This is a genomic window from Rhodococcus sp. 05-2255-1e, from assembly GCF_002259025.1.
GTDB classification, from domain to species: domain Bacteria; phylum Actinomycetota; class Actinomycetes; order Mycobacteriales; family Mycobacteriaceae; genus Rhodococcoides; species Rhodococcoides fascians.
This window is the reverse complement of record NZ_NOZE01000013.1, coordinates 388,348-407,787: the sequence shown is the minus strand read 5'-3', so window position 1 is coordinate 407,787 and position 19,440 is coordinate 388,348. Positions and strand designations below refer to the sequence as shown.

Sequence of the window (19,440 nt, the reverse complement as noted above, 5' to 3'; positions counted from 1 at the left end):
GTGTCGTTCGGGCACCGACAGTGGGACTGCCGTACCCACAGCGAGACCGCCTACCATGGACGCGTTCGGGTTACTGCCGCGCGGACGTCACGGTGACGAACCCGTGCGCTCGTGCAGGTAGCAGTAACGCGTCGAGTAACAGATTTGTTCGTGTCAGTACCCGTGAACCGAGGATCGAGGACGAGAAAACCCGTGCCGTCGCTGTCGTTTTCCAAGCTGCTCCGTGTTGGTGAAGGTCGCATGGTCAAGCGGCTCAAGAACATCGCTGACCACGTCTCGACCCTGTCTTCGGACGTCGAGAGTCTCTCCGACGACGAACTGCGGGGTAAGACCGCCGAGTTCAAGGAGAGGTACTCGTCCGGGGAGACCTTGGATCAGTTGCTGCCCGAGGCATTCGCGGTCGCCCGTGAGGCATCGTGGCGGGTGCTGTCCCAGCGGCACTTCGACGTGCAGGTGATGGGCGGAGCTGCCCTGCACTTCGGCAACATCGCCGAGATGAAGACCGGCGAGGGCAAGACCCTGACGTGTGTTCTGCCTGCCTATCTCAACGCCATCTCCGGCGACGGTGTGCACGTGGTGACGGTCAACGACTACCTCGCCAAGCGAGACTCGGAGTGGATGGGCCGTGTGCACCGCTTCCTGGGTCTGTCGGTGGACGTGATCCTGTCCGGGATGACGCCGGTCGAACGCCGTGCAGCGTATGCCGCCGACATCACCTACGGCACCAACAACGAGTTCGGGTTCGACTACCTACGCGACAACATGACGCACTCGCTCGACGATCTGGTGCAGCGCGGACACAACTTCGCCGTGGTCGACGAGGTCGACTCGATCCTCATCGACGAGGCGCGAACCCCACTGATCATCTCGGGCCCCGCCGACGCGTCGAGCAAGTGGTACGGCGAGTTCGCCCGGATCGCCCCCATGCTGAAGGTCGACACCCACTACGAGGTCGACATTCGCAAGCGCACCATCGGTGTGCACGAGGCCGGCGTCGAGCTGGTCGAGGATCAGCTCGGTATCGACAACCTGTACGAGGCGGCCAACTCGCCTCTGGTGAACTACCTGAACAACGCCATCAAGGCCAAAGAGCTCTACACCAAGGACAAGGACTACATCGTCCGCGACGGCGAGGTCATCATCGTCGACGAGTTCACCGGTCGCATCCTGGTGGGACGCCGCTACAACGAGGGCATGCACCAGGCGATCGAGGCCAAGGAGAAGGTGGAGATCAAGGCCGAGAACCAGACCCTCGCCACGATCACGCTGCAGAACTACTTCCGCCTGTACGACAAGCTCTCCGGCATGACCGGCACGGCCGAGACCGAGGCCGCCGAGCTGCATCAGATCTACGGATTGGGCGTCATTCCGATCCCGACGAACCGCCCGATGGTCCGCGTCGACAACGGCGACCTGATCTACAAGACGGAAGAAGCCAAGTTCGACGCGGTGGTCGACGATGTCGTCGAGCGGCACGAGAAGGGCCAGCCGGTTCTCATCGGCACCACGAGCGTGGAACGGTCGGAGTATCTGTCCAAGCAGTTCACCAAGCGCGGCGTCGCGCACAACGTGCTCAATGCGAAGTTCCACGAGCAGGAAGCGACGATCATCGCCGAGGCCGGGCGACAGGGCGCGGTGACCGTCGCGACCAACATGGCCGGCCGTGGCACCGACGTCGTGCTCGGCGGCAACCCGGACATCCTCGCCGACCTGAAGCTGCGTAAGCAGGGCTTGGACCCGGTGGAGACGCCCGAGGAGTACGAGGCCTCCTGGGAGCCTGCTCTGGAAGAGGTCAAGGCACAGGTCAAGGCCGACGCGGACACCGTGCGCGAGGCCGGTGGCCTGTACGTTCTCGGAACCGAGCGCCACGACTCACGTCGTATCGACAACCAGCTCAGAGGGCGCTCCGGTCGTCAGGGTGATCCGGGCGAATCGCGGTTCTACCTCTCGCTCGGCGACGAGTTGATGCGTCGATTCAACGGCGGCGCACTCGAATCGATCATGACTCGGCTCAACTTGCCCGACGACGTCCCGATCGAAGCCAAGATGGTGTCCAAGGCCATCAAGAGTGCCCAGACACAGGTCGAGCAGCAGAACTTCGAGATCCGCAAGAACGTCCTCAAGTACGACGAGGTGATGAACCAGCAGCGCACCGTCATCTACGAGGAGCGCAGGCGCATCCTCGAAGGTGCCGACATGGAGGGCCAGGTCGAGGGCATGATCACCGACGTGATCACCGCCTACGTCGATGGTGCGACGAGCGAGGGCTACGTCGAGGACTGGGATCTGGAGCAGTTGTGGACGGCGCTGAAGACTTTGTATCCGGTCGGTATCGACCACAAGGTTCTCTCGGGCGAGAACGAGGACGGCGAAAAGGGTGACCTGAGCCGCGACGAGCTGCGCGAGGCGCTCCTCGAGGACGCCCGCTCGGCCTACGCCGCTCACGAGGCCGAGATCGACGGCATCGCAGGCGAGAACGGAATGCGAGAGCTCGAACGTCGGGTGCTGCTGTCCGTCCTCGATCGCAAGTGGCGCGAGCATCTCTACGAGATGGACTACCTCAAGGAGGGCATCGGACTGCGTGCGATGGCCCAGCGAGATCCACTGGTCGAGTACCAGCGGGAGGGCTACGACATGTTCCAGGGCATGCTCGACGGCCTCAAAGAGGAGTCGGTGGGCTTCCTGTTCAACCTCCAGGTCGAAGCAACCCCTGCTCCGGCAGGTCCGGCCGCGTCCGCCGGTCTCGCGGTTGCCCCCGGGTTGGCCTCACCCGTCGGATCCGGTCGCCCGGCACCTGCGGCAACGTCGGCATCTGCGGCCACGGGCGATCGGCCTGCGGCCAAGGCGGCCCCGGCCCCTGCCGCTCCAGCTCAGGCAGCTCCCACAGCTCTGCGTGCCAAAGGACTCGACGAGCGGGACGAACAGAGATTGACGTTCTCCGGCCCGGCCGAGGGCGGCGGTACGGCTGTGCAGCGATCGGATGCTGCAGCGAGCGCGGAGTCGGCGGCCGAGGGAACCCGACGCGAGCGTCGCGAAGCAGCGCGAGCGCAGAACAAAGCACCGAAGAAGTCGGCGCGCTCCAAGCGCAAGAAGTAGTCGGCCGGGTCGATCCGGCGCGACCTCGCCGGGCGACTCGTGTTCTCAACCCACTCGCAACGAGGTGACCGTCCATCCTGGCCGCCGCGGGTCGACCGCTTGCTCGATTCGGCCCGCGAAGGCGAAGGTGCGTGGGCCGCGGGTGTACGAGCCGAATATCTCGGCCGACGTGTCCGATCTATAAGCGACGTGCACGCGACGCACCGCGGCGAATCCGAGTCGCCGTCCCGGTGGGGGCGTGCGGACGATGGTGCGAATCAGGTCGATCACGGGCGCAGTGAACAACGAGGACAGTTGCTCGGCACTGCGCCTGCGGTCGATCACCTCGATGAGCAACCGCATGGCGCGTTCGGCGCTCGCCCGCGCATCGGCGGGCACGACTTGCACGATCGGTCGATGGGGTGCCTCGGTCCGGCGGCGGGGGCGAGTGCTGCGTACCGATGCCGGATGGCGTTCCGGTGGCCTGTGCGAGCTCTCACCCCGGCCCCAGGTGTGCACCGCGCCTGCCGAGAGTGGCGGCTCGAACTGGGTCGGCCGCGACAGAAAGCAATGGTGCTCGGCGCGCAGCCGAGAGTCCGCCGGCGACGGTATCGGGCTGTCGTCCCCGGTGTCCGGCGGATCGTTGGATTCGATGACGCTCACACCGACATTGACGGTCGCGATCGAATTTCGGTTCCCGAGATCGACGACACGTCGGTGCCCACCCGGCACTGGGACTCACGTCGCCAACCCACGTACTCTGAGTTCGAGCACACCGCGCAACAGGCGGTATCGATCGGGGCGCACCACGTGCGAGGACGGGGACCGAGACACGCGATGGCGACCAGACTGACGGCGCAGGATGCGTCGTTCTACTTTCTCGAGGCCGGCAGCAGTCCCATGCACCTCGGCTCGCTCGCCGTCTTTCGGACCCCGCGGAGCGGTTTCAGTTACGACCGACTGCTGTCGTTGGTCGAACAGCGACTGATGCTGGTTCCGCGCTACCGGCAGAAGGTCCGCGAAGTCGCGTTCGGTTTGGCGCGGCCGGTCTGGGTGGACGACGCGGATTTCGACATCACCTATCACATCCGTCGTTCGGCACTACCCAAGCCGGGGACGGACGATCAGTTGCACGACCTGATCGCGCGACTGACCTCACGGCCGCTCGATCGCACCCGACCGTTGTGGGAGATGTACCTGGTCGAGGGACTCGCGAAGAATCGTTTCGCCATCTTCACCAAGTCTCATTCGGCCCTCGTCGACGGCGAGAATGCGCTCGACATCGGTCAGGTCATTCTGGATGCGAGCAAGAACCCCGCGCCGATGGCCGAGGAGCTGTGGATGCCTGCCCGTGAGCCCAAGGACTCGGTGTTGGTGCTCGACGCGCTCACCGAACTGGTGGTGCGTCCGGGCGAGAGCATCGAGACGTTGCGCGGCGCGGTCAACGGGGTTGCCGGTCTCGCGGGCGACGCATTGCGCGCCGCGGGCAAGGTCGCGGCCGTGCTGCGTACCGCGACACAGAGCGCCCCGTCCAGCCCACTGAACGCGCCGATCTCACGAAATCGTCGGTTCGCCGTGGCCAAGACCGAACTGGCCGATTACCGCAGGATCCACGACAGATTCGACTGCTCGATCAACGACGTCGTGCTCGCAGTCGTCACCGGCGCGCTGCGAAATTGGCTGCTCTCGCGCGGCGAACCCGTCACGGCATCGTCCACGGTGCGGGCCATGGTGCCGATGTCGGTGTACGTCTCGTCCGATCGCGTCGGCTTCGGTGAGGGCAGCGACATGTCCGGTGAGCCGGCCGAGGACGATCGCAGCGAGGTGTCCTCGTTCCTCGTCGACCTCCCGGTGGGGGAGTCGAACGCCGTCGTTCGGCTGTCTCACATCGCGCACGCGACCGAGGCCCATTCTCATCAGAGCCGCGGTGTGACGGCTCAGACGCTGATGCGGATCAGTGGGTTCGCTCCGGCGAGCCTGCATGCCATGGGTGCGCGGGCGGGTAGCCGACTCTCGCAACGAGTGTTCAACCTGATCGTCACGAACGCGCCGGGCCCGCAGTTTCCGCTGTACGTCGGTGGTGCCCGGATGCTCGAGATGTACCCGGTGTCGCCGCTGTTCGAGAATCAGGCGTTGAGTATCGGGCTGACGTCGTACGACGGTTTCGTGTTCTTCGGGCTCAACGCCGACCGCGGAGCGATGCCCGATGTGGATGTGGTGACAGCGCTACTGCACGAGGCGCTGGAAGAGTTGGTCGACGCCAGCAACGAATCGAGAGTGTGAGGTCTTCTGCAATGCGTGTCTACGTTCCGGCGACGCTGGAATTCTTGAAAGTGCTCGCAGCCGAGGGCGAGTTCAGTCCGGTCTCGCGCACCGCATTCGCGGTGACCCCCACCTTGCGTGAGGCGTACTCGTCGGGCGACGACGAGGAGTTGTCCGAGGTCGCGATGGGGGAGGCCGCGCGTGCCTCGCTGCGCCTGATCGCCGCGGCCGTCGACGACGAGGCGGACACGGGGACGGTGGCCGACGGCGTGGTCTACCGACGGGCGGTGATTGCCGCAGACGTCGACGATCCCACCCTGCGTCCCGATCTCGACGACGCTGTCGTTCGGCTGAAGGAACCGCTGCGAATGGATCAGGTCGCGTCGGTGCACGTCGATCTGGAAGGGGCCGAGGAAGCAGTTGCCAAGGCTGTCTCCGCCGTGGACGCAGCGGACATGGGCGATGCCGATGCAGAATTCGTTCTCGGTGATGCCGAAGACCACACGCTGGCGTGGTACGCCCCCCAGGAACTACCGTTTCTGCTCGATCTGCTGTGATCCTGCTCTCGGCCACGACCTGGCGATATCCACGGTTGGGCTGCCTGCAGAGGTGACCAGGGGACTCAACCTACGGTAGCGTAACCTCGATGCCCGCACGCGGTTCGGTACGACGATCGAGGGGATGGGGAACACCCGATGGATCTGAAGAAGTGGTTGGAGGCCCCGGTGGCCGGTGTCTCGGCACCCAAGCGGCCGAGGCTGAACATGCTGCGTGGTGCTTTCACCCGCATCACCACTCCCTTGCTGCCCGACGACTACTTGCACCTCGCCAACCCGTTGTGGTCGGCCCGTGAACTGCGCGGCCGCGTCGTACGCGTGGAGAAGGAAACCGCTACCGCGGTGACACTGGTGATCCAGCCCGGGTGGGGCTTCAATTTCGACTATCAGCCGGGTCAGTACATCGGAATCGGACTGCATCTCGGCGGTCGGTGGCACTGGCGCTCGTATTCACTGACCTCGCCGCCGAACTGGGAAGACAAGCTGATCTCCATCACCGTCAAGGCGATGCCCGAAGGGTTCCTGTCGTCACATCTGGTGGGCGGCGTGCCGCAGGGGACCATCGTGCGACTGGCGGCACCGAAGGGCAATTTCGCACTGCCCGTTCCGCCGCCCGCCAAGATTCTCTTCGTCACCGCAGGCAGTGGCATCACCCCGGTCATCTCGATGCTCAGAGCACTCGATCGTCACGGCGACATGCCCGATACCGTGCATATCCACTCGGCCCCCACCGAGGACGAGGTGATGTTCGCGGCCGAACTCGCAGCCCTCGAGAAGTCGCATCCCGAGTTCACCTCTCACGTGCAGTTGACGCGTTCCGATGGCAAGTTCGCTCTGTCCTCGCTCGACGAGCTGTACCCCGACTGGCGTACCCGCGACACCTGGGCCTGCGGTCCCGCGGCACTGCTCGAAGAAATCGAGAAGACGTGGAAGCGCGAGGGCATCGAGCACAAGCTGCACCTCGAGCGGTTCGAGATCTCACGCGCCGATACGTCCGGTTCGGGCGGAACCGTCACGTTCTCCAAGTCCGACAAGAAAGCGGCGGCGGACGGGGCGACCACGCTGCTCGAAGCAGGCGAAAATGTGGGTGTTCGGATGCCGTTCGGCTGCCGTATGGGTATCTGCCAGACGTGTGTGGTGCCGTTGACCGCAGGACATGTGATCGACCTACGTTCCGGTAAGGAACACAGCGAGGGTGACCGCGTCCAGACATGCATTTCCGCAGCCGCGGGTGACTGCACATTGGAACTGTAGGTCTGTTTTTCGCACACTGCCTTCTCAGGCTGCTGGGTTACGCTCACGTAGGTTGCCCACGCTGAACCCCGGTATTTCGGGCGCCGCACACAACTGTTGGAGGACCCGGTGGCCATCACCGACATCAAAGAGTTCGCTCACCTGACCGAAGAAGACATGGAAGCGTTCGGGCGCGAACTGGACGCCATTCGCCGCGACGTCGAGGACAGTCGCGGTGAACGCGATGCCGCATACATTCGCCGGACCATCCGAGCTCAGCGCATGCTCGAGCTCGGCGGACGCGCCGTGCTGCTCGGCAGCAAGTACCGGCCGGCATGGCTCGTGGGGACCGCGATGCTCAGCGTCGCCAAGATCATCGAGAACATGGAACTCGGCCACAACGTGATGCACGGCCAGTGGGATTGGATGAACGATCCGGAAATTCACTCCACCTCGTGGGAGTGGGACCAGACCGGACCGTCGGAGCAGTGGAAGCGGGCGCACAACTACTCGCACCACACGTACACCAACATCGTCGGAATGGACGACGACATCGGATTCGGCATCCTACGGATGACCCGCGACGAGCCGTGGAAGCCGATCAACCTCGTTCAGCCGCTCGCCAACATCGTCCTGGCGACGACGTTCGAGTGGGGCATCGCACTGCACGACTACGACGCTCAGAAGCAGCTCGACGGGGAACACGAAAAAGGCCTCTTCAAGTCACCGGCGGCCCGCGCTTTCGCGCGCAAGATCGCCAAGCAGGTCGGCAAGGACTTCGTCCTGTTCCCGGCCCTGTCCGGCCCGGCGTGGAAGTCCACGTTGACCGCCAACGCCACGGCCAACCTGGTTCGAAACCTCTGGGCCTACGCCGTGATCTTCTGCGGTCACTTTCCCGACGGTGCCGAGAAGTTCACGATCGGTCAGTTCGAGAACGAGACCCGTCCCGAGTGGTACCTGCGGCAGATGCTCGGTAGTGCCAACTTCGAGGCCGGCCCCGTCATGGCGTTCATGAGCGGAAACCTCTGCTACCAGATCGAGCACCACATGTTCCCGGATCTGCCGAGCAATCGGTACTCGGAGATCGCCGAGAAGGTGCACGCGCTGTGCGACAAGTACGACCTGCCGTACACGACAGGGTCGCTCGGTAAGCAGTACCTGTTGGCACTGCGGACCATCCACAAGCTGTCGCTGCCCGACAAGTGGTTGCGCGCAACCTCGGACAACGCGCCCGAGACATCGTCGGAGCGGCGTTGGCGCGTCGGCGATTCTCCGACCGTGCACGCACTTCGCATCGACCCGCTCACCGGCCAGCGCCGTGGACTGCGCTCGGCGATGCAGGAGGCACGAGGAGCTCTGCGCAACGCGAAGAAAGAAGCCAAACGACAGGCGAAGGCGCTCCGGCGATCGGACGTCACCGCCTGATTGTGAATCGTCACACAGATTCGCGCCCGTAACCTACGCGACCGTAAGTTACGATACGGTAGGTGACGGAAATGCACACGGCTCACTACCGCACGCTGTGTGTTCACAACTGCCAGGAGGCTGTTTCCCATGGCGATTTCGGACATCAAGGAATACGCGCATCTGACCGACGCCGACATCGAAGCATTGGGCCACGAGCTCGATGCGATTCGGCGAGACATCGAGGCGTCCCGTGGTGAACGCGACGCCCGGTACGTGAAGAACACCATTCGGCTGCAACGCTCGCTCGACATCGGCGGACGTGCAGTCCTGTTCGCCAGTCGCCGCCGCCCGGCATGGCTGGTCGGTACCGCCATGCTCGGGGTCGCGAAGATCATCGAGAACATGGAGCTCGGCCACAACGTCATGCACGGCCAGTGGGACTGGATGAACGATCCGGAGATCCACTCCACCTCGTGGGAGTGGGACAACACCGGGCCCTCGGCGCACTGGAAGCAGACGCACAACTACATTCACCACAAGTACACCAACGTGTTGGGCATGGACGACGACGTGGGTTACGGCCTGCTGCGCGTCACCCGCGACCAGCGTTGGAAGCCGTTCAACATCGGCAACCCGGTCTACAACCTGTTGCTGCAGCTGTTCTTCGAGTACGGCGTGGCGCTGCAGCACCTGGAACTGGGCAAGGTGGCCAAGGGCCGCGTCCCACGTGAAGAATTCGAGCAGAAGCGTCGCGAGGTCCTCGAGAAGGTCGGCAAGCAGATGGGCAAGGACTACGTCCTGCATCCGCTGCTCACCGGACCTGCCTGGAAGAGCACGCTGACGGCGAACATCGTCGCCAACATGATGCGTAACGTGTGGACCAACACCGTCATCTTCTGCGGGCACTTCCCCGACGGTGCCGAAAAGTTCACCAAGTCGGACATGGAAGGCGAAACGCAGGGGCAGTGGTACCTGCGTCAGATGCTGGGCAGCGCGAACTTCAACGCCGGTCCGGTCATGGAGTTCATGAGCGGCAATCTCTGCTACCAGATCGAGCATCACCTGTTCCCCGATCTACCCAGCAATCGTCTGCGGGAGATCAAGGTTCGGGTTCTCGAGCTCGCGGAGAAGTACGACCTGCCGTACACGACCGGTTCGATCGTGCACCAGTACTTCCTGTCGTGGCGAACCATCGCCAAGCTGTCGCTTCCGAACAAGTACTTGAAGGCGACCAGCGACGACGCGCCGGAAACCGCGTCCGAGCGTAAATGGGAACAGGCGCCTGCAGGTCTGTTCGCCGTCGACCCCGACACCGGAAAGCGGCGTGGCCTTCGGACCGCGATCGCAGAAACCAAGAAGCGCAAGGGAATTCGCAGACTGGTCGGCAAAGCAGCCTGACCGCCTCCGATTTCGAGCAGCGAAGCCTGGTACAGACCCCGTGGGTCTCTACCAGGCTTCGTTCGTTCGAACCGCTTCCAGCAGGAGCCGTACGGCAGCCACCCGTCGTGCTGCATCCCCGGTGAGCGTGTCGAGAGCGCACTCGGGATCTGCCGGCGGACCCAGGTGAGTGCAGCCGCGGGGGCAGTCCTCGATGGTCTCGGCGAGGTCGGAGAATGCGGCCACGACGTTCTCCGGCGAGATGTGCGCCAATCCGAACGATCGGATGCCGGGAGTGTCGACCACCCATCCGCCGCCCGGTAGCGGCAGCGCCACCGATTGCGTCGACGTGTGGCGGCCCTTGCCGACGCCCGAGACCACCCCGGTCGCGCGATAGGCGTCGGGCACCAGTCTGTTGACAAGCGTCGACTTGCCGACACCGGAGTGTCCGATGAGCGCGGTGACCTTGTTCGTCAGCATGGCGGTCAGTTCGGTCAGGTCCTCGGACTGGCCCGCCAGTACCACCGGGACGTCCAGATCTGCGAACGACGCGGTGAACTCGTCGGGTGCAGCGAGATCGCTCTTGGTCAGGCACAGCACCGGTTCGAGTCCGCCGACGTACGCTGCGACGAGAGCGCGCTCGACGAAGCCGGTGCGGGGAGGTGGATCGGCAAGCGCTGCGACGATGAGCAGCCGGTCGGCGTTGGCCACCACGACGCGTTCGAACGGGTCGGTGTCGTCCGCGGTGCGGCGCAGCACCGTTCGCCGCTCGGCCACGCGCACGATTCGGGCCAGAGTGTCGACCTTGCCCGACAGATCTCCGACGATACCGACTTCGTCGCCCACCACGATCGGAGTTCGCCCCAGCTCGCGGGCCCGCATCGTCACGACCGGCCGAGACGGGTCACCGTCGAGTACGCAGCCCCAGCGGCCGCGGTCCACGGACACCACCATGCCGGCTTCGGCGTCGTTGTGTTCGGGTCGAGTCTTGGTGCGCGGACGAGAACTCTTGCCCGGCCGGATGCGGACGTCGGACTCGTCGTAGCGGCGCGCGGTCAGGATCCGACCCCGCTGGGTGTGGAAGCGGACAACATCGTGTCCCACAGGTTCTCGAAGCCGGGGAGAGTCTTGGCAGTGGTGCCGATGTCGTCGACCTCGACGCCCGGGACGCGGAGCCCGACGATCGCGCCGGCAGTGGCCATGCGGTGGTCGGCGTAGGAGTGCCAGGTGCCGCCGTGCAGCGGTGCGGGATCGATGCGAATGCCGTCGTCGGTTTCGACCGCTCGCCCGCCGAGGCGCACTATCTCGGTCGTCAGTGCGGCCAGTCGGTCGGTCTCGTGACCGCGTAGGTGGGCGATGCCGCGCAGGATGGACGGCCCCTCGGCCAGGGTGGCGAGCGCTGCGACGGTGGGGGTCAGCTCGCCGACGTCGTGTAGATCGAAGTCGATGCCGCGCAACGTGTTCGGACCTTCGACGGTCAGCACCCCTGCGCGTAGTTCGACCACCGCGCCCATCTGCGTGAGGATCTCGCGGAACACATTGCCGGGTTGAGTCGTCGACTCAGGCCAATTCGGTACTCGCACAACACCTTCGGTGACAGCGGCGGCAGCGAGGAACGGGGTGGCGTTCGAGAGATCCGGCTCGATGCTCCAGTCGACGGGGGTGACCGAACCGGGATGCACGCGCCAGGTGTTCGCGTCTCCGCTCGATTCCGGGGTGTCGACTCGGACACCCGCACGGCGCAGCATCTCGACGGTCATGTCGATGTGCGGCATGGACGGGACGGGCTTACCGATGTGATGGATCTCGATTCCCTCGTCGAACGCCGCGGCCGAGAGCATCAGGCCCGAGACGAACTGCGACGACCCCGAGGCGTCGATCTCTACGGATCCACCACGCAGCGAACCGGTACCGCGCATCGTGAACGGCAGCGCGCTGCCGTCGACGTCGGCGCCCACAGCGCGCAGTGCGTCGAGGATGGTGTCGAGCGGCCGGATGCGAGCCTGCTCGTCTCCGTCGAAGGACACCACGCCGTCGGCGAGCGCGGCCAGGGGCGGGACGAAACGCATGACCGTTCCGGCCAGGCCGCACTCGACGGATCCACCGTGCAGCGTTCCCGGTGTCACACGGAGAGACGTCGGATCGTTGCGGTCGGCGGCCACCTGCACGCCCAGTGTCTCCAGAGCATGGATCATCAAGTCGGTGTCGCGGCTGCGAAGCGCGCCGGTGACGGTCGACGGGCCGGATGCGAGCGAGGCGATGATCAGCGCGCGATTGGTGATCGACTTCGATCCGGGCAGAGTGACTGTCGCGTCGATGGGTCCATCGGCGGCGGGGGCTGTCCAAGTGCTCACCGGTCCATCTTCGCTCATCGGCGGTCAGTGTGCGGCGATGGGCGCGGTGACGGCGCGCGTGAGGCGAATCAGATCGGCCGGAGCGAGTTCGATCTCCAGGCCGCGGCGACCCCCGCTGCACAGCACACGGTCGAACTCGAGTGCCGAGTCGTCGATGACGGTGGGCAGGGATCTACGTTGACCGAGCGGAGAAATTCCACCGAACACGTAGCCCGACGACCGTTCGGCGGCAGCTCTGTCGGCCATCGTTACCTTCCGCGTGTCCAGAGCGGCTGCTGCCGCTTTCAACGAGAGCAATCCGGTGACGGGGACCACCGCGACGGCCAGCGAACGATCTGCGCGTTCGACGACCAGGGTCTTGAACACCTGCTCCGGGTGCACGCCGAGGCGCTCGCCCAGAATCTCGGCGGCCTCGCTGCCGAACGACTGCGTGCGCGAATCGTGCTCGTAGGTGTGCACGGTATGCGCCACCTTTTGTGCGGTGAGCAGCGCAAGAGCGGGAGTCGACGCAGCCATTCGTCGGACTCTATCGACTGCGACGGGAACACCGCGGCGCGCGGCAGTGTTGTGACAGGGCAGATATGGATGCAGGCGGAAGGAATGACGAATGGCAGTGCTGACCGCGGGACGTCCCTTGGCGATCAAGGGGGTGATCTCGTCGCAGAAGCCGACTTCGGGCGCGGTAGCCTGGGCGGTGGAAGCTACCGAAGGGATCAGCGTGACAGAAGCCAGGACTCCCACCGAAGCGGACGAGAAGGCGATCGCCGAGCAGCGAGCAGCCGAAACCGAGGCCCAGCTGACCGAACGCTTCGAGCGTGACGCGCTGCCGATGCTCGACCAGCTGTACGGTGCCGCGCTGCGGATGACGCGCAACCCCGCAGATGCCGAGGACCTGGTGCAGGAGACGTTCGTGAAGGCCTACTCGGCGTTCCGGTCGTTCCGTGAGGGCACGAACCTCAAGGCGTGGCTCTACCGAATCCTGACCAACACCTACATCAACTCCTATCGCAAGAAGCAGCGTCAGCCGGCGCAGTACCCGACCGACGAGATCAGTGACTGGCAGCTCGCCGCGACCGCTGAACACACGTCCACCGGACTGCGCTCGGCCGAGGTCGAAGCGCTGGACGCACTGCCGGACGACGACATCAAGGCCGCTCTGCAGTCGTTGCCCGAGGAATTCCGGATGGCGGTGTACTACGCCGACGTCGAGGGTTTCCCGTACAAGGAAATCGCGGAAATCATGGGAACGCCCATCGGAACGGTGATGTCGCGCTTGCATCGCGGGCGTAAGCAACTTCGAGGTTTGCTGGCGGGTGTAGCCCGCGACCGTGGATTCAACCGGGACGGCGCAGTCGACCGGCACGAGCAGGAGGTAGTCCAGTGACGCGCACCGGTGATTCCGGCGATGACACCATCGGCGGCGGTTCTGTGGGCGACGGCGGAGCCGACGCCGAATTCGAGCGACTGGATTGCTCGGCCGTGATCGCGGACGTATGGATCATGTTGGACAACGAGTGCGACGAGGCCAGCAGGCAACGGTTGCAGAAGCACATCGACGAGTGCGGATCGTGCTTCGAGGCGTACGGCATCGAAGAGAAGGTCAAGCGGCTGATCTCCCGTAAATGTGGCGGAGATCAAGCGCCCGCCGGGCTTCGCGAGCGACTCAGCGTGGAAATCCGACGCACGGTGCTGACCCGTAGCGTCGACTCCGAATAACCTGATCGTACCGACGACGAAGGGCCGAGAAGCAGTGCTTCTCGGCCCTTCGTGGCTGGTGGCAGAACGTCAGCTGTTGGGACGTTTGCCGTGGTTGGCCTTGTTGCCCTTACGAGCACGCTTCTTACGTCCACGCTTTCCCATGATGGGCTCCTCTCGTTTGTTCACTACAGTCTCCCACGTGTGATTGGCTTACTGTGACGGGCATGGTCTCCGGTGTGTGCCCGCCGCGGTTCGAGGTGTCGTGAGAGAGGGGTTCGCCGGTGTCCGAGGATGTTCGTGCGGAGATGGTGTCGACGGTGTTTCAGGTGGTCGTGGCCCGCGGTGATGCCGTCGAGGTCGGTGACACGTTGGTCGTGCTGGAGTCGATGAAGATGGAGATTCCCGTGCTCGCCGAGACCGCAGGAACCGTCACGTCCGTGGACGTCGCAGTGGGGGATGTCATTCAACAGGGCGATCTCATCGCTGTGGTGTCCTGACCGACGGCTGCGTGAGAACCCGTGTCGACCCTCAGTGACCTGCTGGCCGAACACACCGATCTGCCCGGTGCCGCGGTGGACCATCTGCAGCGCGTCGTAGGGGAGTGGCAGCTCCTGGCCGACCTGTCGTTCGCGGACGTATTGCTCTGGGTCGGTACCGACGATGTCTCGGACGGGTCGGCGGACGTGCTGTGTGTCGCCCAGTGCAGACCCACCACCGCGCCGACGGTGTTCACCCACGACATCGTGGGGACGACCATCTCCGAGTCCGAGCACCCCGAAGTGCTCGTCGCGTTGCAACAGCGAAAGATCGTGCAGGGTGGTGTTCTGACCCGCAGCGAGAGCATTCCCGTGCGATGTGGAGAGCACGTCATCGCCGTGCTGACCCGCGACACCAATCCGGCCCAGCTTCGTCCGCCGAGTGCGCTCGAGGTCGCGTATCGGGAATGTGCGGACGATCTGTGCCTGATGATCAGCGAGGGAACGTTTCCGACGCCGGAGGAGCGAACCGACGTCAACTCGTCGCCGCGGGCCGGCGACGGCTTCATCCGCATCGATACCGAGGGACGGGTGGATTACGCGAGCCCCAATGCGCTGTCGGCGTACCACCGGATGGGTTTGACGACGGAACTGTCGGGCCGCGACCTCGCGTCGGTGACGCGGTCTCTGGTGACCGACCCGTTCGATTCGCAAGAAGTGGCCGACCATATCCGGTCGTCACTGTCCGGCAACGTCGGGCACCGAATGGAAGTGGACGCCCGCGGCGCGACGGTTCTGGTGCGCACGTTGGCACTGCAGCCGCACGGTCGATCCGCGGGCGCAGCCGTACTCGTCCGAGACGTCACCGAGGTGAAGCGACGCGACCGTGCGCTGCTCAGCAAGGACGCGACGATCCGCGAAATCCACCATCGAGTGAAGAACAACCTGCAGACCGTGGCGGCTCTGCTGAGGCTGCAGTCGCGGCGGCTCGAGAACGAGGAAGCTCGTACCGCGTTGTCCGAATCTGTTCGCCGCGTGACGTCGATCGCGCTGGTGCACGAGATGCTGTCGATGTCGGTCGACGAAGAAGTGGATCTCGACGAGATAGTCGACCGGTTGGTGCCGATCATGCTCGACATCGCCACCGTCAACCCTCGGGTGCGGGTGGTCCGGGACGGCCAACTCGGTGTCTTCTCCGCCGAGCGGGCGACGCCGCTGGTGATGGTGTTGGCCGAGCTGGTGCAGAACGCGATGGAGCACGGGTTCGACGCCGGATCGGTCGGCGTGGTGCGTATCGGTGCCGATCGTTCGTCGAAATGGCTCGACGTCGTCATCCACGACGACGGCCGCGGGTTGCCCGCAGGGTTCTCGTTGGAGCGTTCGGACGGACTGGGGCTGCAGATCGTACGCACTCTGGTGTCGGTCGAATTGAACGGTTCTCTGGGCCTGCATCCGGCTCCTGGAGGTGGCACCGACGCCATGCTGCGAGTGCCACTGGGCCGTCGGGTGCCGCGAGCCTGACGGGCCGCTCGTGAACAGTGCGTTACGAACCGGCCGCACTGTGACGTGAGAACGCCCGATCTGTGGAAACGCCCGCTATGCAGTCCGACATGCAGAAGGCCCGGTATCCGCTGAGCGGATACCGGGCCTACCGAGTGTTGTGTGTCTGCGTCCTAGACGGAGCTACGTGCGCGCGTACGTGCGTTGCGTCGCTTGAGTGCACGGCGCTCGTCTTCGCTCATTGCGCCCCATACTCCTGCGTCCTGGCCGGATTCGAGTGCCCAGGACAGGCATTCTGCGGTGACGGGGCACCGAGTACAGACGACTTTGGCATCGGCGATCTGCGCGAGCGCCGGACCACTGTTTCCCACCGGGAAAAATAGTTCCGGATCTTCATCGCGACAAATTGCCTTGTGGCGCCAGTCCATCCTCTGCTCCTTACCGGGCGCCGAAGCGCCGTTTCGTTTCTCTTCTGTTTCACGAGTGGGTAACCAATGTTTCCGCACTGTTGCTTGTGAATGCTTTCACGAACTCAGGTGAAGTCAAGGGATACGCGCGTGACCGTGGTCAAGCTCACTCTGTTAGGCTCGCTTTAGCCTTCTGCGCTCCTTTGTACCCCGACTCGGCAGATATTGCTCGTGATTTCGCAGGAAATTGCCCATCGAGCATCTTCGCGCGCAGGTCACAGTGGGTCTCACGTGACGGGCGCGACAACATCCAATGCGTCGGGAGTCGAGAAGAACTCCGCCTCGGTGCGTTCACCCAGGTAGTCCCCGTCCATCTGCAGCCCCATCGGTTCTGTAGACGTAATTCGAACACTCGGGACGTCGTCGACTCGAATCAACTTGCGAGACTTCGGTTCTGCACCTTTGGCCAATAGTTGACGCGACACCCGCAGCGTGGGGAGCAGTGCCGTCGAGCGCATCGCGAACACACCGAGACCCGAATCGAAAGCGGTCCCGGGATTGGTATGGACCGGACGATCGTTCAAGAAGGTCCACGGACTCGAGTTCGACACGAACGCATAGTGCACGTTCTCGAACGGATCCCGCCCGGGAACCTCCACCGTCAACTGCGCCGGACGACGCTTGTGCTTGAAGAACTCCTGCACCGAGAACCGGAGATAACGCGTCGCCGACACCGGCGTACCGTCCTTCCGGCTCGCATCGATGGCCCGACACACTTCCGCGTCCAAACCCATCCCGGCATTGAACGTGAACCACCGGTTGTCGCAATGCCCCAGACCGACCGTCCGCCGCGCCCGCGCGTCCAGCAGGCCTATCAACTGATTCGTGGCCGCTACCGGGTCCGCCTCGATTCCGAGAGAGCGCGCGAACACATTCGCACTACCACCGGGAACGACCGCAATGGGCGGAATCGCGCCGATCGTCACCGCCTGCATCGACGTCGGCAACGGAACCCCGAGCAGACCGTTGATGACCTCGTTCACCGTGCCGTCACCCCCGTGAACGATCACCAGGCCCACCCCGTCCTCACGGGCACCCCGAGCCAACTCCGACGCATGATCACGATGCGTCGTCTGCGCCACCGTCACCCGCAACCGACTCGACAATGCATGAGCCAACAGATCCCGAGCTGCAGCCGTCGTAGAAGTCGCATTGGGATTGACGATCAGCAGCGCACGCACAGGAACAAACACTAACCGGGTGGCTCGGCGGACTCCACCGGCACCACCCGGGCCGTTCCGCAGGCTCCACTCGCGCCCCCTGGGTCGTTCCGCAGGCTCCACTCGCGCCCCCTGGGTCGTTCCGCAGGCTCCACTCGCGCCCCCTGGGTCGTTCCGCAGGCTCCACTCGCGCCCCCTGGGTCGTTCCGCGGGCTCCACTCCCGGTTGCCTAGGCTGGTCCCGTGTCCACCCAACCCGAGAACCTCACCCCACCGGCCACTTTTCGATCCGCCGGGGTCCTCGTCGCAGCACAAGGTGCCGTCTCGCTGGTCGCGGCCTTCGTTCTCGTCGTGCGCGCGGTCTCCGGAGAGGGCGACAACGCTGTCGCGAACGGGTACGGCACGGCCGGGTGGTTCGGCGTGCTGGGCCTCGGCGTCGGGGCTGCAGGCGTCGCCCTGATTCTCGGCAAACGGTGGGGGAGGGCACTGGCAACCGTCGTACAGCTACTGCTGCTTCCGGTCGTGTGGTCGCTGCTCACCGGTTCACATCAGACCGTCTACGGCATCGTTCTGGGAATCGTCGTGGTTGCCGTGCTGGTGCTGCTGTTCAGTCCACCCTCGTCGCAGTGGATGGCGGCCGAGTACAGCGACGTCGACGACGAACCGCGTCTCTAGGACGCTGTCGCTGCCAGGTCCCTCAGGGCACCGTCGGTCAATCGGAATGTGGTCCACTCGTCCTGAGCCTGCGCGCCCAACGCTCGGTAGAACCCGATCGACGGGGTGTTCCAGTCCAACACCGACCAGGTCAGCCGCGTGTAGCCGTTGGCTTCGCACTCGGCCGCCAACGCTGCCAGCAGTGCGGTTCCGAACCCATGGCCGCGTGCGTCCGGCTGCACGTAGAGGTCCTCCAGATAGATTCCGTTGACCCCGTCCCAGGTGGAGAAATTCAAGAACCACAGAGCGCACCCCACGACCACGCCGTCGTGCTCGGCGACGTGCGCGAATACCGACGGATTCTCACCGAACAGAGCCGACCGAAGTTGGTTATCTCGGACAGTGCACAACGAGGACGCCTTCTCGTACTCCGCCAGTTCGTGGACCAACCCGCAGATGGCGGATACATCGTCTTCGGTGGCGCGTCGGATCATCGTGGACCTCCGGTCGGTTCGGTGCCGATCGAGCGATCGGTGGCTGCCGAGAGAATCGAGGGGTGAACATTGTGGGCGATGAGCTGTCGAAAGGAGTGCTCGAAACCGAGCAGTGAATAGGCGGCCGGGGACAATGCGAAGCGCTTCCCTTCGGTGATGGACGCTTCCGTCCAGCCGGCGATCAGTGCTCTCGAGAAATGGCCGTGTCCCACCAGCACCACGTCCCGGCCTTCGAGCAGTGGAAGAACAACGGACAACACCAGTTCGACGCGAACAGCGATGTCACCGATCGACTCTCCGCCCGGGCACGGGTGCGTCCAGACGGTCCAGTGCGGCACTGTCTCGTGGATCTCCGACGACGTGATGCCCTCGTAGTCGCCGTAGTCCCACTCCGACAGCGCATCCCATGTTCGATCGACCTGGAGCCCCGCGAGATCGGCTGTCCGACGGGCCCGTTCGCGCGGGCTGCTGATGACCACCGGGTCGCGCAGATTCAGCAGAGTCAGCAGTGAGCCGGCCTCGACTGCCTGCTGCTCACCGTGCGCGGTGAGTGGAACATCGGTGTTTCCGGTGTGCTTACCCGCGAGGGCCCATTCGGTTTCCCCGTGACGGAGTAGAACGACTCGGCCGGCCTCGACGGCTCCGTGGTTGGTCATGCACACGATCATGCCTGCCGGTCGGGTGTGGGCTTCGTCATACCGAACCGGTGGATGTGTCCGAAAACGCG

20 protein-coding genes are annotated in these 19,440 nt (G+C 64.5%); 11 read left to right on the top strand and 9 right to left on the bottom strand.

Annotation, left to right across the window (positions count from 1 at the left end):
- Nucleotides 1-192: 192 nt before the first annotated feature.
- Nucleotides 193-3,096, top strand: coding sequence for a preprotein translocase subunit SecA (secA, locus tag CH262_RS12085; RefSeq protein WP_094717657.1), 2,904 nt, complete (start codon nucleotides 193-195; stop codon nucleotides 3,094-3,096).
- Between the two features lie 45 nt (nucleotides 3,097-3,141).
- Here the strand turns inward: secA and CH262_RS12080 are convergent, their stop codons facing one another.
- A complete protein-coding gene (locus CH262_RS12080) occupies nucleotides 3,142-3,738 on the bottom strand; it encodes an Rv3235 family protein (RefSeq protein WP_143547096.1) in 597 nt (198 codons plus the stop codon).
- A gap of 174 nt (nucleotides 3,739-3,912) precedes the next feature.
- On the opposite strand from CH262_RS12080, the gene CH262_RS12075 reads away from it, so the two are divergent.
- The 5 genes from CH262_RS12075 to CH262_RS12055 all read left to right on the top strand — a co-directional run bounded on the left by CH262_RS12075 (nucleotide 3,913) and on the right by CH262_RS12055 (nucleotide 9,932).
- Complete coding sequence (locus tag CH262_RS12075; RefSeq protein ID WP_027496513.1) at nucleotides 3,913-5,358, top strand: WS/DGAT/MGAT family O-acyltransferase; 1,446 nt, start codon at nucleotides 3,913-3,915, stop codon at nucleotides 5,356-5,358.
- A gap of 11 nt (nucleotides 5,359-5,369) precedes the next feature.
- Nucleotides 5,370-5,894: a DUF6912 family protein gene (locus CH262_RS12070; RefSeq protein WP_032366300.1), complete on the top strand. Its 525-nt coding sequence runs from the start codon at nucleotides 5,370-5,372 to the stop codon at nucleotides 5,892-5,894.
- A 138-nt stretch (nucleotides 5,895-6,032) separates the two neighbouring features.
- Nucleotides 6,033-7,148, top strand: a complete 1,116-nt coding sequence (locus CH262_RS12065) for a ferredoxin reductase (protein WP_027496515.1) — start codon at nucleotides 6,033-6,035, stop codon at nucleotides 7,146-7,148.
- Between the two features lie 108 nt (nucleotides 7,149-7,256).
- Entirely contained in the window at nucleotides 7,257-8,552 is a 1,296-nt protein-coding gene (locus CH262_RS12060; protein WP_027496516.1) for a fatty acid desaturase family protein, read from the top strand.
- Between the two features lie 129 nt (nucleotides 8,553-8,681).
- Entirely contained in the window at nucleotides 8,682-9,932 is a 1,251-nt protein-coding gene (locus tag CH262_RS12055; RefSeq protein WP_032370715.1) for a fatty acid desaturase family protein, read from the top strand.
- 48 nt (nucleotides 9,933-9,980) lie between these two features.
- Here CH262_RS12055 and rsgA read toward each other — a convergent pair whose 3' ends face one another.
- The 3 genes from rsgA to ybaK are packed head-to-tail and all read right to left on the bottom strand — an operon-like array spanning nucleotide 9,981 to nucleotide 12,781.
- Complete coding sequence (gene rsgA, locus CH262_RS12050) at nucleotides 9,981-11,015, bottom strand: ribosome small subunit-dependent GTPase A (protein ID WP_027496518.1); 1,035 nt, start codon at nucleotides 11,013-11,015, stop codon at nucleotides 9,981-9,983.
- The gene (gene aroA / locus CH262_RS12045) at nucleotides 10,967-12,283 is read right to left on the bottom strand and encodes a 3-phosphoshikimate 1-carboxyvinyltransferase (protein WP_032387171.1); all 1,317 of its coding nucleotides are present in this window, start codon (nucleotides 12,281-12,283) and stop codon (nucleotides 10,967-10,969) included. The genes rsgA and aroA overlap by 49 nt, the downstream gene beginning before the upstream one ends.
- A gap of 6 nt (nucleotides 12,284-12,289) precedes the next feature.
- Nucleotides 12,290-12,781 carry a Cys-tRNA(Pro) deacylase gene (ybaK, locus tag CH262_RS12040; protein ID WP_032387172.1) on the bottom strand — a complete coding sequence of 164 codons (492 nt, stop codon included), beginning with the start codon at nucleotides 12,779-12,781 and terminating at the stop codon, nucleotides 12,290-12,292.
- Nucleotides 12,782-12,872: 91 nt separating this feature from the next.
- Between ybaK and CH262_RS12035 the strand changes: the two genes are divergently transcribed.
- The gene (locus CH262_RS12035; RefSeq protein WP_230591196.1) at nucleotides 12,873-13,649 is read left to right on the top strand and encodes a sigma-70 family RNA polymerase sigma factor; all 777 of its coding nucleotides are present in this window, start codon (nucleotides 12,873-12,875) and stop codon (nucleotides 13,647-13,649) included.
- Between the two features lie 44 nt (nucleotides 13,650-13,693).
- The gene (gene rsrA / locus CH262_RS12030) at nucleotides 13,694-13,981 is read left to right on the top strand and encodes a mycothiol system anti-sigma-R factor (protein ID WP_027496522.1); all 288 of its coding nucleotides are present in this window, start codon (nucleotides 13,694-13,696) and stop codon (nucleotides 13,979-13,981) included.
- A 69-nt stretch (nucleotides 13,982-14,050) separates the two neighbouring features.
- Here rsrA and CH262_RS28415 read toward each other — a convergent pair whose 3' ends face one another.
- A complete protein-coding gene (locus CH262_RS28415) occupies nucleotides 14,051-14,125 on the bottom strand; it encodes a 50S ribosomal protein bL37 (RefSeq protein WP_370878772.1) in 75 nt (24 codons plus the stop codon).
- 119 nt (nucleotides 14,126-14,244) lie between these two features.
- Between CH262_RS28415 and CH262_RS12025 the strand changes: the two genes are divergently transcribed.
- Together CH262_RS12025 and CH262_RS12020 are read left to right on the top strand one after the other, a co-directional pair.
- Nucleotides 14,245-14,460 (top strand): biotin/lipoyl-binding carrier protein, encoded by a 216-nt coding sequence (locus CH262_RS12025; RefSeq protein ID WP_027496523.1) that lies wholly within the window; start codon nucleotides 14,245-14,247, stop codon nucleotides 14,458-14,460.
- Between the two features lie 21 nt (nucleotides 14,461-14,481).
- The gene (locus tag CH262_RS12020; protein WP_027496524.1) at nucleotides 14,482-15,960 is read left to right on the top strand and encodes a sensor histidine kinase; all 1,479 of its coding nucleotides are present in this window, start codon (nucleotides 14,482-14,484) and stop codon (nucleotides 15,958-15,960) included.
- Between the two features lie 152 nt (nucleotides 15,961-16,112).
- Here CH262_RS12020 and CH262_RS12015 read toward each other — a convergent pair whose 3' ends face one another.
- Entirely contained in the window at nucleotides 16,113-16,367 is a 255-nt protein-coding gene (locus CH262_RS12015) for a WhiB family transcriptional regulator (RefSeq protein ID WP_032366305.1), read from the bottom strand.
- Nucleotides 16,368-16,633: 266 nt separating this feature from the next.
- On the bottom strand, nucleotides 16,634-17,587 hold the full coding sequence (locus tag CH262_RS12010; protein ID WP_032372691.1) for a diacylglycerol/lipid kinase family protein: 954 nt from the start codon (nucleotides 17,585-17,587) through the stop codon (nucleotides 16,634-16,636).
- Nucleotides 17,588-17,808: 221 nt separating this feature from the next.
- On the opposite strand from CH262_RS12010, the gene CH262_RS12005 reads away from it, so the two are divergent.
- Nucleotides 17,809-18,240, top strand: a complete 432-nt coding sequence (locus tag CH262_RS12005) for a hypothetical protein (protein ID WP_027496526.1) — start codon at nucleotides 17,809-17,811, stop codon at nucleotides 18,238-18,240.
- On the opposite strand, the gene CH262_RS12000 is transcribed toward CH262_RS12005, so the two are convergent.
- Both CH262_RS12000 and CH262_RS11995 read right to left on the bottom strand, forming a co-directional pair.
- Nucleotides 18,237-18,713, bottom strand: coding sequence for a GNAT family N-acetyltransferase (locus CH262_RS12000; RefSeq protein WP_094717655.1), 477 nt, complete (start codon nucleotides 18,711-18,713; stop codon nucleotides 18,237-18,239). The genes CH262_RS12005 and CH262_RS12000 overlap by 4 nt on opposite strands.
- Nucleotides 18,710-19,369, bottom strand: a complete 660-nt coding sequence (locus CH262_RS11995; RefSeq protein WP_052068882.1) for an acid phosphatase — start codon at nucleotides 19,367-19,369, stop codon at nucleotides 18,710-18,712. Before CH262_RS11995 ends, CH262_RS12000 begins: the two co-directional genes overlap by 4 nt.
- Nucleotides 19,370-19,440 lie beyond the last annotated feature (71 nt).

Excerpts from the sequence above, each read along its gene's own strand:
- CH262_RS12075 (WP_027496513.1), top strand. The coding sequence starts at position 3,913 with ATGGCGACCAGACTGACGGCGCAGGATGCGTCGTTCTACTTTCTCGAG.
- CH262_RS12070 (WP_032366300.1), top strand. The coding sequence starts at position 5,370 with ATGCGTGTCTACGTTCCGGCGACGCTGGAATTCTTGAAAGTGCTCGCA.
- CH262_RS12065 (WP_027496515.1), top strand. The coding sequence starts at position 6,033 with ATGGATCTGAAGAAGTGGTTGGAGGCCCCGGTGGCCGGTGTCTCGGCA.
- CH262_RS12055 (WP_032370715.1), top strand. The coding sequence starts at position 8,682 with ATGGCGATTTCGGACATCAAGGAATACGCGCATCTGACCGACGCCGAC.
- aroA (WP_032387171.1), bottom strand. The coding sequence starts at position 12,283 with ATGAGCGAAGATGGACCGGTGAGCACTTGGACAGCCCCCGCCGCCGAT.
- ybaK (WP_032387172.1), bottom strand. The coding sequence starts at position 12,781 with ATGGCTGCGTCGACTCCCGCTCTTGCGCTGCTCACCGCACAAAAGGTG.
- CH262_RS12035 (WP_230591196.1), top strand. The coding sequence starts at position 12,873 with ATGGCAGTGCTGACCGCGGGACGTCCCTTGGCGATCAAGGGGGTGATC.
- CH262_RS12015 (WP_032366305.1), bottom strand. The coding sequence starts at position 16,367 with ATGGACTGGCGCCACAAGGCAATTTGTCGCGATGAAGATCCGGAACTA.
- CH262_RS12000 (WP_094717655.1), bottom strand. The coding sequence starts at position 18,713 with ATGATCCGACGCGCCACCGAAGACGATGTATCCGCCATCTGCGGGTTG.
- CH262_RS11995 (WP_052068882.1), bottom strand. The coding sequence starts at position 19,369 with ATGACCAACCACGGAGCCGTCGAGGCCGGCCGAGTCGTTCTACTCCGT.